The organism is Pseudomonas sp. Marseille-Q1929 (genome assembly GCF_017316265.1).
Classification (GTDB): Bacteria; Pseudomonadota; Gammaproteobacteria; order Pseudomonadales; family Pseudomonadaceae; genus Aquipseudomonas.
The window spans coordinates 1-11970 of the sequence record NZ_JAFLWU010000003.1; the positions used below are offsets into that span (position 1 = coordinate 1).

The 11970-nt window shown below is 43.7% G+C and carries 11 protein-coding genes and 1 tRNA gene; 7 read left to right on the top strand and 5 right to left on the bottom strand.

Annotated features, from left to right (window positions below; all coding sequences use genetic code 11):
* The first annotated feature begins 578 nt into the window (after window positions 1-578).
* The 3 genes from J1G37_RS05955 (at window position 579) to J1G37_RS05965 (ending at window position 4535) form a co-directional block, all read left to right on the top strand.
* Window positions 579-1898: a tyrosine-type recombinase/integrase gene (locus J1G37_RS05955; protein WP_169907662.1), complete on the top strand. Its 1320-nt coding sequence runs from the start codon at window positions 579-581 to the stop codon at window positions 1896-1898.
* Between the two features lie 289 nt (window positions 1899-2187).
* Window positions 2188-2562, top strand: coding sequence for a plasmid mobilization relaxosome protein MobC (gene mobC / locus J1G37_RS05960; protein ID WP_207040535.1), 375 nt, complete (start codon window positions 2188-2190; stop codon window positions 2560-2562).
* Between the two features lie 83 nt (window positions 2563-2645).
* The gene (locus tag J1G37_RS05965; RefSeq protein ID WP_207040536.1) at window positions 2646-4535 is read left to right on the top strand and encodes a relaxase/mobilization nuclease domain-containing protein; all 1890 of its coding nucleotides are present in this window, start codon (window positions 2646-2648) and stop codon (window positions 4533-4535) included.
* A gap of 15 nt (window positions 4536-4550) precedes the next feature.
* Here the strand turns inward: J1G37_RS05965 and J1G37_RS05970 are convergent, their stop codons facing one another.
* Together J1G37_RS05970 and J1G37_RS05975 are read right to left on the bottom strand one after the other, a co-directional pair.
* Entirely contained in the window at window positions 4551-4775 is a 225-nt protein-coding gene (locus J1G37_RS05970) for a hypothetical protein (RefSeq protein WP_143129380.1), read from the bottom strand.
* A 401-nt stretch (window positions 4776-5176) separates the two neighbouring features.
* Complete coding sequence (locus tag J1G37_RS05975; protein ID WP_207040537.1) at window positions 5177-6760, bottom strand: replication endonuclease; 1584 nt, start codon at window positions 6758-6760, stop codon at window positions 5177-5179.
* Between the two features lie 785 nt (window positions 6761-7545).
* Between J1G37_RS05975 and J1G37_RS05980 the strand changes: the two genes are divergently transcribed.
* Window positions 7546-8046, top strand: coding sequence for a hypothetical protein (locus J1G37_RS05980; protein ID WP_207040538.1), 501 nt, complete (start codon window positions 7546-7548; stop codon window positions 8044-8046).
* 67 nt (window positions 8047-8113) lie between these two features.
* On the opposite strand, the gene J1G37_RS05985 is transcribed toward J1G37_RS05980, so the two are convergent.
* From J1G37_RS05985 to J1G37_RS05995, 3 genes are all read right to left on the bottom strand, one after another.
* On the bottom strand, window positions 8114-8563 hold the full coding sequence (locus tag J1G37_RS05985; RefSeq protein ID WP_130207430.1) for a surface-adhesin E family protein: 450 nt from the start codon (window positions 8561-8563) through the stop codon (window positions 8114-8116).
* Between the two features lie 14 nt (window positions 8564-8577).
* The gene (locus J1G37_RS05990; RefSeq protein WP_130207432.1) at window positions 8578-8886 is read right to left on the bottom strand and encodes a hypothetical protein; all 309 of its coding nucleotides are present in this window, start codon (window positions 8884-8886) and stop codon (window positions 8578-8580) included.
* A gap of 301 nt (window positions 8887-9187) precedes the next feature.
* Window positions 9188-9272 (bottom strand) — tRNA-Leu (locus J1G37_RS05995).
* Window positions 9273-9380: 108 nt separating this feature from the next.
* Here J1G37_RS05995 and queA point away from each other — a divergent pair.
* Genes queA through yajC form a run of 3 tightly spaced genes read left to right on the top strand, consistent with a single transcriptional unit; the run spans window position 9381 to window position 11933 of the window.
* Window positions 9381-10430, top strand: coding sequence for a tRNA preQ1(34) S-adenosylmethionine ribosyltransferase-isomerase QueA (gene queA, locus J1G37_RS06000; RefSeq protein ID WP_207040539.1), 1050 nt, complete (start codon window positions 9381-9383; stop codon window positions 10428-10430).
* A 5-nt stretch (window positions 10431-10435) separates the two neighbouring features.
* A complete protein-coding gene (gene tgt, locus J1G37_RS06005; RefSeq protein ID WP_162303237.1) occupies window positions 10436-11551 on the top strand; it encodes a tRNA guanosine(34) transglycosylase Tgt in 1116 nt (371 codons plus the stop codon).
* A 43-nt stretch (window positions 11552-11594) separates the two neighbouring features.
* Window positions 11595-11933, top strand: a complete 339-nt coding sequence (gene yajC / locus J1G37_RS06010) for a preprotein translocase subunit YajC (RefSeq protein WP_003175975.1) — start codon at window positions 11595-11597, stop codon at window positions 11931-11933.
* Window positions 11934-11970: the final 37 nt, after the last annotated feature.

Here is an 11970-nt window from a genome sequence, read left to right on the forward strand (position 1 = left end):
ACTCAGCAGTGAAACGATGCATCGCCGATGGTAGTGTGGGGTTTCCCCATGTGAGAGTAGGTCATCGTCAAGATTAAATTCCGAAACCCCATTTGCGAAAGCAGATGGGGTTTTGTTTTGGGCGCGAAAAAAGCCCAGGAGGGCTGGTTGGTCGTTTCATCGACGTCTTCAGTCGCGGGCAAGTTCATGGTTTTTGAGTGCGTTTCGGTCACTGCTGAAGCCGATCTGTCCGGTTGCCGTAATGCTCTCCAGCAGGCCTTCAGAGGGTCGTGAGTGGCGATGAACGGTAGGGGGGAGGGTCGTGCTGCCCTAGCGTGCCAGGGAGCTTCTGGGGAGGGCTCGGCGCGATAGATCGCCAGGCAAAGGAAGGCGGCGTGAGTTTCGCACTTTTCTACAGACGAAAAAAAAGACCTTGAATTTCAAGGTCTTTTTTTAAGATGGTGCCCCGAGGGAGACTCGAACTCCCTCAAAAACATCATAAGACCCAGCAATGCCGCGAGTTTAAAGGCTTTCAGTGGCTTTGGGTAGAAATTTTGGATAGAATTTTGGGTAGAAATGACTAGCCAAGGGCTGCTGCTATGACCGATTTTTTAGTCTTGAAATCTGGCACCTACCACGTCCGTCTTGACGTTCCAGAGGCTGCACGGGAAGCCTTCGCCGGGCGTAAGGTTCTGACTAAAAGTCTCAAAACCGGCAACCGCTCGGAAGCCCACGTTCTTAAATTAAGATGGTTACATCAATGGAAAGCCGAAATTGAAAAAGCCCGTAACGGTGAAATCGGTAATTTCCGTGATGATGTTCTTCAAATAGTTGAAAAGCATCAACGGGCAATAATTCTTGATAAAGTTCAAGGAAAACCCGCCACCAATGAAACAAAAATGGGTTTTGAAGTCATCCAGTATGCACATGACAAAAAGCTGAGTATCGACCTTGTTAATGAGGCGATTGATATAGCGGCAGGTCGCTCAGACTACTCACCCAAAACTCCATTTTTTAAAAGTCGCCTTGATGCTTTCTATAACTATGAATTAAATCAACGGAAAGTTGATTTGAATACCGTGGATAGGCATATTAAGAGAATTAAAGCACTTGATGCGTTTTTAAAGTCCGAAAACCTTCTTTTGGATTATGAAGCAGTTGCTTCATTCTTGATTTCAAAAAATCTCGAACCGAAGACAAAGAAACAATATTTGTTTTCGTTTAATGCCTTCTATAATTTCTTGATTAAAAAAGAACCACCATTCAAAGAACGTTACCCAATCAATCCTTTTAAAAGTCATGAGTTGAGTCAGGTCAGACGTGGAACGCTTAAAGAGGACGAAAGACGAGCATTTACGGCGGACGAGGTTGATACCCTACATAGTAAGGCAGTTGAAAAAGGAAAGCGTCAATTAGCAGATTTGATTGAGATAGCGGCCTACACGGGAGCACGGATTGAAGAAATTTGTCGTTTGAAAACATCGTCAGTTGTTAAAGAGGATGGTGTTGATTGTTTTCATATTACCGAAGGTAAAACACAAGCATCCGTTCGTTTTGTGCCAATCCATCCGGTTCTCATGAAAACAGTGAAACGGCTTGTCAGTTCATCGGATGATGGATATTTGTTGAAGACAAGCAAAGGCGGGAAGTATGAAACTAAATCGAAAGGTTTAGGTAATCAGTTTTCAATCTTCAAAACGGATTTAGGTTTTGATAAGAAATGTGTTTTCCATAGCATCCGGAAAACTGTAATCACTACATTAGAGCGTGCTGACGTTAAGAACCTTGTCATTATTTCTTTGGTTGGTCACAAAGCTGATGGATTGTTACGAATGACGTTCGATAGATATTCCGAAGGCCCAACCCCTGCATCAAAAATGGATGCTGTTAAATACCTACAATATAAATTCTCAGTCTAGTTTTTCATTGTTGCTGTCAATTATAAGGCTGCCGTTTAAGGTGGCCTTTTTAATGCCTGCTATACATTGCTATACGTTGCTATACGCTTTCATTTTTTGTTATCTGGCTTATTGAAAGCTATACAACTTGAAAACATTTTAATATATGTTAGCTTGATATTAGTAGTTTGAATTCTTTATATGCGAGCAATGTAAATGTATAGCACCTCACTTCGTTCGTTGCTTACATTTACGCTCGATTTTTCGCACTACGTTTGAAAAATGTATAGCAATCAATATGGAGGATTGTATGAATGACAAAGTTAGAAAAAGTAATCAGTTGAATTTTAGACTTCCACAGGAAGATATTTTACTGCTCGAAAAGCAGAGAGCTACATTAAAAATGACTCAGGTGAAATTCATTTCCCACGTTATAAATAATGGAGTAAATGAAATCATAGAAGTAAGCAGCCCAAAGTTAAGAGAGGATATAGTCACCATTGAAAAAATATTCAGTCAGATTGGCAATAACCTTAATCAAATAGCAGCAGCGTTGAATTCAGGGAAGCAACCAAACCAAGACGTTTTAGATGTTCTGAGCAAATTAGATAAGAACATGGGCGTATTGACAAATAGGCTTGAAAGTTTGAAAAAGGAGAAAATAACAATCAAAGGCGATATATGATTAGGAAAAGATTGAGCACCCAGAAAAGCAGGTCAGGAGTATATAAGGCTTCTAAATACTTTCACAAAGATGAAGGATGTGTATTGTTCGAAAGCAACATTTACACACCTATGAACTCATCCAAAAGACAAATTGCTAATGCCATTGCAACATCCATCGAAAGTGATGTCGCTGTTAGAACCAAAGGCAGAAAGCAGTCAGTTAGAAGCCAGCACGATATGGTCAGCTTTCATACCAATGATAACGTTACTCCTGAACAAGCGAAGCAGATAGTAAAAGAACTCTATGAAAAGACGCATAACCTTTCAAATAGAAAGTATGCGTTGGGTGTTCATATTGATACAGATGAGGTTCACGTTCATATTGTTTGGGGTTTGAAAGACTTCAATGGTAAGTGTTATAACGTTAGCAATGACTACCGAGTGATTGAAAGAGAATGCGAAAAGCTTGAACAGAAATACAATCTAATTATTCCAGAGAACCGAATATCAAGAGACATGGACGCACTTGATAAAAGAAAAGACTTATCACCAAAAGATAAGAAGGACATCATCAGCAAAAAATATAAAGACAAGCATCCGTCATCCAATGAAAGAATGCTTGATGTTCGAGGCATAACTTCCAACAAGCAGCAGATGAAAGACGCTTTAAACGTTTACCTTGTTAGTTCTTCAAGCCCTTCCGACTTTATCAATCAGATAACTGCAAATGGTTTTAATGTCATTCACAATGGCAAATCATCCTTCTCTATTCAATATGAAGACCAAATATTCAAAGCGTCCGAGCTTGCCCTATCTTACAAAGCACTTAAAGCAAAACTCGGTGAAGACACTAGCTTTGAGCAGACTTTGAAAAGTAAGCACAACGTTAAAAAATACGAAGACTGTTCTATTGCTTCCAATGAAGCAGAACCCGACTACATGAAAAAGATTAAACCGAACTCAGTGCTTGCCACCAAGTTCAAGTTTATTCAGCATAGTGACAAGGTTGAATATTTCTATAATTCAGCCAGCAGCAAGAAATCATTCGAATATTACAAAGACCCGTCAAAAGTTTCATTCCATGATTTATCAAGACAGTCAGCAAAGGCTGGCATTCAAAGGCTTGTTGCTGACGCCAAACCACCACAATCATTCACAGTGAATGGCCCTGATTTCTTTAAGAAAAATATATGGCTTGAATTTCAATTAATGGGATTGGAGGCGAAAGGTTTCAAGCTTGAAGGTTACAAACCTACCCCAGCAGATTTAGACGAATTGAAGAAAATTCAAGAGCAATATGCTTCGATGAATAAGAAGCCAGAACCTAAACCACAACCAGCACCAGAAGCCCCAACGGTGGCCGTAGAAGCACCTAAGCCAGTTGAGCCTGTCATTGCTCCACCCGTCATACCTACACCTGTTCAAACCACACCAGAGAAGCCAGCAGAACCAACAAAGCAGGTAGACCAACACAAGGTGGCAGCCACCAATGACGATTTGATAGATGAGTTGATGAGAGAATTTGAGACAGCCGACCATAAACCAGTCGCAGAAGCTCCTACAAAGGCTTCAGAGACACCTACACCAGTAGAGCCTGCCGTAGATGACCTTTACACACCGATGACACCGGAGCCGATTCCAGAGCCTGAAAACCATAAGGTCGATGGTGACTATTCAACATATTCGAATGATGAAATTGTTGAAGAATTTGAATGGTTGCAATCGAGACTAACGAAAAGCTTATTTCCGGGCAGCAGCACGCGAGACATTGCGGGGCATAGAGAAATGGACAACATTCCAGACAATCGTAATGGCATAAAAACTGGCGAGGTTAAGCGACAATATGAATTTAGACAGAAGCTGTATAATCTATTTGATGAAATTAAAGAAAGAGACCCATCGGCAGCAAAACAGCTTGAACAAGCTTTTAAAGCACAGATGGCAAACAAAAGAGCGGTTACGTTTGACTTAAAACCACAGTTAACAAAATAGCCCTATCAGGGCTTTTTATTTGTCTTGGATTTGAAAGTTTCTAATTCCAACTTGTAGCGTTACATCTTTGTTGAACCCGTTAACTTTGCTTACATTTAAGTATTCTTTCATACAATCATTTATAAAGCGTGACAACGGAAATTTGTGAGTATTGGCAATTTCTCTAAATTGATTATGTGTTTCAGCGTCGAGTGTGATGGTGCAAACTTTAAGATTTGCTTTTGCTTTTGGTTTTTTCATTAGTGTCCCTTTCTTATTTATATATATTTATTAGAGCACAAATAAAAGCAAAGTCAAATAAATGCATATTTTTCTTGACAAAATTCAGGCACAAAAAAAACCAGCATTAGCTGGCTTTGTTATAAGTCTCTTATACATTCGTCTTGATATTCGTAAGGAACTCTACTTTGGTCTACCAGCACCTTGAATGTGTAATCTAATGGGTCAAAAATCAAATGACAAACACTTTTGTCATGTGCATTCTTAACATCTTTATATAAACCATAAAGGCCTAGTTTTTTTGTATATTTTAAGATTTCTTTTCTTTTGCTAGTTACCCTTATTAGTTGCATGCTCATAATCTCCTGTTCTTGATAACAATATAACATGCGATTATAAATAATCAATAGATAAGTATTTATTTATTGCAGCTCGGCAGCATCAAGCAATGCAGTATCAACAATTTTGTAATTTGCTTTTATATCAATCATTTCTTTTGTGCTCAAATCAATTATGTATTTACCTATTAGTCTTTTTCCGAAAACATCACCGAGCAGGTCATTCTTAAATACTTGTATTTTGCTGTATAGCCTCATTATTTTTAGGTTTCCATTTACAAATATAGAGAACCCAATGAAATCGTTCTTGTCCACAAATGCGAACGCCTTATCAATAACGTCATTCTTGCCTTTCAAGAATGATTTTCTTTTCAGCTCTCTCCACAATGAAAGCGTATTCTTAACGCCGAACATTGCATATCTACGCACAGACCACAGTGCTTGAACTGCTCTAACTTTTTTGTGATTTGAGATTTCCAACTTATCTACATTTAGGACGCCGCCTTTTAACTGGAAATCCAAATTGAATGACTTAGTTAGATACTTCATCACGTATGATGTTGCCTTGCTTTTCTTTGCGTCAATTTCTTCAATTCTTACGGCGTTTTCCGAGTGTCTAAAATGCTTGTTAATCAAGATTACTAATTCGTCATAATGTGTCTTATTAACATACATTAAAGCGTGCTTATGAAAGCACTGGTCTTTGTGAGGTTCGACTGCCCAGAAACCATTCATCTCAATCTTATGTCTATGGATGTCTTTTCTAAAAGCATTCCATAAGCCTTTCAAGTAATCATTGCTATCCTTTGGGGTTGAACCGTCCCAAGAACTAACGCCTTTCGACGGCTTTGGATGAAATCTTGCCGGAGCGGTAAAAGTTATGAAAAGAGGCTTATAGTCAAGTTGTTTGGCATAGGCGTCCAGCGATGAGACTTGGATAAATATCTCAGCAAATCTTTGCTTTTCAGTGCTTGCTACTTTCCATAGTGGGATTTTCTTGTTGTTTTCATTAACAAGAGATTTCTTCATTATGTAATCAAGCTGGCTGGCTTCGTCAGCTTCTCTATTGCGAACAACTTCATCACTACAAATCTCAAATGTTCGACCTGAGCCAATCAACCCTGAGTGCAGCTTCATAAGTTCGTTTCTTTGTTTTTGTATTCTTTTTATTTGTGATTTAAGTTTTCTTTCATCGGCAATATTGATGAGCTTGTCTTTTATAGCTGACCCTTTAATATCCTTTATTTTGATACCATAACCAATATCCCAATCATTTTTTATGCGTGAAAAAATACTCTCGCCGAATTCATCGTTTTTAAGGTTTCTCTGCTTTATTATCAGTTGCTCTTGAATTCTCTCGAAAACAAACGCGATATTTTTTACAATTTCGTTCAAGTCGCCATTAAGAACGTATTTATTTTGTATTTTCCAGCATTTATATTCGCCGCAATTGGCAACCCAGTTGAACTTATCCTTAATGCTTTTTATTTCCTTGGCTAATCTTGAACATTTTCTTTTTGATGAGTTATTTAGCTTATTTTCAAAATACTCTTTTGAAGTCATCTTTTTTTCGATGGCTCGCTCAAAAAAATACTGCCTTTCACATTCCGCAAAGAAAAATTCAGGAGTAAGACTTTTAAGGATTATGCGTTGTGGAATAAATATCATGAAAGTTATTATTGTTCGTTACTAATACAAATACCATGCCGTGCATGGTTGTCAAATAAATAAATATTTTTACTTTCTAACCTGTAAAAAAGCTGATTTTTTTAAAAATCAAAAACGGTCAGAAAACCTTGTAAAATCAGCTTGCGACACTTATTTAAGAGTTATCCAAGAAGAGCGTAAAAAGCATAAAGCCGCCCTAGCAGGCGAAAAGCTTCTGGGTATTGCGAACAAAGTTCGCATATGAAAATCAAAAGCGTAAAGCTCAAAATTTAATTCCAAATACATTTGGAGCAACAAAACTTTTAAATATCAAAACTTATGAAACGGCTGTTTTTAGACGATTTACCATCTTATTCGTATGGTAATACCTAGAATTAAAACACGCCGTTTTTAACGTGTTTTTGTTAGTGCCCTAAAAAAGAGCGTTGATTTTTTTGCACGTTTTCATGTCAGTTTTTTGAGTTTTCATTTTCTTGGACAGCCGTTTTTTGGCTTAAAAACAATGAAATTCGTTGTCAATAGAAAATTGAAAATATATTTAAGGTGCAACCTTAATCATCAAATAGAGTTCAACCTTATTCTTTAAATTTCTCAAAATTGAAAATGACCATCTGAAAATCTGTATGAAGAAACGTCGCGTTCATCTGGTCATTTATCACGCTTGAACAAGTTCAGCCGCTAAAAACGACCTTGACGGGTGTGTGAACCATTCACAGAGCATAGCCATATCTGATACTATTTAACAAAATTATGACGCGATGACCTTAACTCTGGATGATTAATCAATGGCTTTATTTGATTTTTTCAAAAAAAAGAAAACCCAAGAAAAAGAACCCAAAAGATACCCCATAACACCTGAAATGACTGATGGAGTTTCTTTTGTATACTCTTTAATTAAGGACCAATTTTTTTTAATTGAGAAGTCTGGTGTGAAAACGCCGCCGCTTCTTTACAAAGGAGATAATGGGGATTACGAAATTAACCAATGGCTTGCTGGGTATATTTCTGGATTTTATGACGCTTTTCTTCAGTCTAAAAATCAGAAATATGACCTCAACGCTCTTGAATTGATTTTCAGCGTATTATACGGCGAGGAAGTCGCGGAAGAAGGTATAAAACAATGCATCGTAGCCATGATGACACTAGGGGACAAAAGCGATAATCTTTTCAAAGTCGCGTTTGAAGAGTTTGACGATGGTCTATATGCAGGAGGGAATAACTTTTTTGATTGGAAAGATAAAAAGATATTTGCTCCATTAGGTATCTATAACAAATATGCTATGTAATTTTCCTTGACGAGCCTGTGAAGGATTTTTCACCTGTTATATAGCATGGCCATAGGTGTTAGCGGCCCTAGTCCTGCTTACAAAAAAAGGTGTTTAGTCCTTCACCGATAGTATCGGGTATGGTCCTTGTCCACTCTGCACGTTTGTTGGACGTGTGATTTAACGTTTTTCCTGAAAAATCATAATCAATGCTTTCAGTAACCCTAGATGTTCCATTATTACAATTGATCTCGTAAAGGTTCATCGAAATTTCAATTTCACCATCTTTTTCGTTGTCGCAGATGACCCTGTCCATAGGGCTTTTCATAAATAGGTTTCCGCCACAGCTTTTGGGTTGTGGGTATTCGACTTTAAACCAAAGCTCATAGCGACCTTTATCGTGTCTTAGAACACCTTTCGTGAATACCTTCTGGCCGTTAACGCCATCACTAAATTGGTGCCAAGGGTCGTTTGCTACGAACTCTTGGACGTTAGAAGGAGCAGCAGCCGCTACCCCTAGTGGGAGAACGGCAGCCAAGACGAGTGCTAACCTCATTTGGCTAACAGCCCTCCGACTTCTTTCCGCAATTGTTCAACGACCACGTCAAGCATTTGAGGGAAAGTCTCTCCGAAAAATTTCGCCTCAGTCTTAAAGGGGTGGCCCATTGACGCCTTGTTGACGCCGAAGGCTTCACCTTGATCGGTCAATTTCCTGAATGACTTCATCACACCGTTGCCGGTGGTGCTCGCATACTCAAAGCTTTCCGCGTAACCAGCTTTCAGCAGAGCATTCATGATGGTGCTCGCGTCGAATGAGACGCCGTGGTCAGCAATCAAGGCTTTGAGGGATTTTGCTTGCATGTGGCTTTCCTTGCGTGGTGGCGTTTTGCCTAAGCTAATCCTCGCCTGAGCCACACATCTATGCAACCCATGGTTGACCCTTTTACGCACTGCTGCAGAGCCGCAGCACTTCAAACGGTCTGGATCAGAAAGGATGGCTTGAACGCACAGTCTCTCGCGTGAATGCAAAGCAAGAAGACCACTGCCGGGAGGCAGTTTTTCCCAAGAAAAGGGTATGAGAAGGGTAGATTTTTTGGATAGAAAAAGGGGTAGAAATTTCTTTCTACCCCTTCTCTAAGTCCTTGATTTACAAGGAAAATGTTGGTGCCCCGAGGGAGACTCGAACTCCCACTCCTTTCGAAAACGGATTTTGAATCCGCCGCGTCTACCAATTCCGCCATCAGGGCTCAATGGCGGCGAAGTATAGAGATGAGATTACCGTTGGTCAATCACCTTTCATGGTCAATTTTCACTATTTCCGCTAGACTTCCCGGCCCTGCTAGACGAACTCCATCATGCGCGTTGCTGACTTTACTTTTGAGCTCCCTGATTCGCTGATCGCTCGCCACCCTTTGGCCGAGCGTCGCGCCAGTCGACTGCTGACCCTGGACGGGCCCAGCGGTGCCCTCGCACACCGTCAATTCACTGATTTGCTTGAGCATTTGCGCCCTGGCGATCTGATGGTGTTCAACAATACCCGGGTGATTCCGGCGCGGCTGTTTGGCCAGAAAGCTTCCGGCGGCAAGCTGGAAATCCTGGTGGAGCGCGTGCTGGACAGCCATCGCGTGCTGGCCCATGTGCGCTCCAGCAAATCGCCGAAACCAGGTTCCTCGATCTTGATCGATGGCGGTGGTGAGGCCGAGATGGTCGCTCGCCATGACGCGCTGTTCGAGCTCAAGTTCGCTGAAGAGGTCCTGCCGCTGCTGGAGCGTGTCGGCCATATGCCGCTGCCGCCCTACATCGACCGTCCGGACGAAGACTCGGACCGCGAGCGCTATCAGACGGTTTACTCCCAGCGCCTCGGTGCAGTAGCGGCGCCGACTGCCGGCCTGCACTTCGACCAGCCGCTGCTGGATGCAATCGCCGCCAAGGGCGTCGAGACGGCCTATGTCACCCTGCACGTGGGGGCCGGCACGTTTCAGCCGGTGCGTGTGGATAACATCGAAGACCACCACATGCACAGCGAGTGGCTGGAAGTCACCCAGGAAGTCGTCGATGCCGTGGAGGCCTGCAAGGCCCGTGGCGGACGCGTCGTCGCTGTAGGTACCACCAGCGTACGCTCCCTGGAGAGTGCGGCACGTGATGGCGTGCTCAAGCCGTTCAGTGGCGATACCGACATCTTTATTTTCCCGGGCCGTCCATTCCATGTGGTGGACTGCCTGGTCACCAACTTCCATTTGCCCGAATCCACGCTGTTGATGCTGGTCTCGGCATTTGCCGGTTACCCGGAAACCATGGCCGCTTACCAAGCCGCCATCGCCAACGAGTACCGTTTTTTCAGCTACGGTGATGCGATGTTCATCACCCGTAACCCGGCGCCACGCGGCCCAGAGGAACAGCTATGAGTCGTATGTCGTTTGAATTGCTCGCCACTGACGGCAAAGCCCGTCGCGGCCGCCTGACCTTCCCGCGCGGCACCGTGGAGACCCCGGCGTTCATGCCGGTTGGCACCTACGGCACCGTCAAGGGCATGCTGCCACGGGATATCGTCGCCACCGGCGCGGAGATCATCCTCGGCAACACCTTCCACCTGTGGCTGCGCCCGGGCACGGAAGTGATCAAGAAGCATGGCGACCTGCATGACTTCATGAAGTGGCAAGGCCCGATCCTCACCGACTCCGGCGGTTTCCAGGTGTTCAGCCTGGGCGCCATGCGCAAGATCAAGGAAGAGGGTGTGACCTTCGCCTCGCCGGTGGACGGTTCCAAAGTGTTCATGGGCCCGGAAGAGTCGATGCAGGTGCAGCGCGACCTGGGTTCCGACATCGTGATGATCTTCGACGAATGCACGCCTTACCCTGCCGATGAAGACGTCGCGCGGATCTCCATGGAATTGTCCCTGCGTTGGGCCCAGCGTTCGAAGAACGCCCATGGCGACAACACCGCAGCGCTGTTCGGCATCGTCCAGGGCGGCATGCATGAAAGCCTGCGCAAGCGCTCGCTGGAAGGGCTCGACAAAATCGGTTTTGACGGCCTGGCCATCGGCGGTCTGTCGGTGGGCGAGCCCAAGCACGAGATGATCAAGGTGCTGGATTATCTGCCAGGCCTGATGCCGGCTGAAAAACCTCGTTACCTTATGGGCGTTGGCAAACCGGAAGATCTCGTAGAGGGTGTGCGCCGCGGTGTGGACATGTTCGATTGCGTGATGCCAACCCGTAATGCCCGCAATGGGCATCTGTTCATCGATACAGGCGTGCTGAAGATCCGTAACGCGTTCCATCGCCATGATGATTCGCCGCTGGATCCCACCTGTGATTGCTACACCTGCCAGAACTTCTCCCGTGCTTATCTGCACCATCTGGACAAGTGTGGGGAAATGCTGGGTAGCATGTTGAATACCATCCACAATTTGCGTCACTACCAAGTCCTGATGGCTGGTTTGCGCGAGGCTATTCAACAGGGTACATTGGCCGCCTTCGTCGATGCCTTCTATGCCAAGCGCGGGCTTCCTGTGCCGCCCTTGGACTGAGTTTTCCGACCCTAAGATTCACTATTTGCAACTGGAGTGCTAAATGAGCTTTTTTATCTCTAACGCCATGGCTGACGCCGCTGCGCCTGCTGCTGCCGGTCCTATGGGCGGTGGTTTCGAGTGGATTTTCCTGGTCGGCTTCCTGGTCATCTTCTACCTGATGATCTGGCGTCCACAGGCCAAGCGCGCCAAAGAGCAGAAAAACCTGCTGGGCAGCCTGCAGAAAGGTGACGAAGTCGTGACCACTGGCGGCATCGCCGGCAAGATCACCAAGGTTTCCGACGCTTTCGTGGTACTGGAAGTCTCCGACACCGTAGAAATGAAGTTCCAGAAGGGCGCCATCGCCGCCACGCTGCCAAAAGGCACGCTGAAAGCGATCTGAGTAACAACCTTTACCAATCGACGGGGCGCGCAAGGCG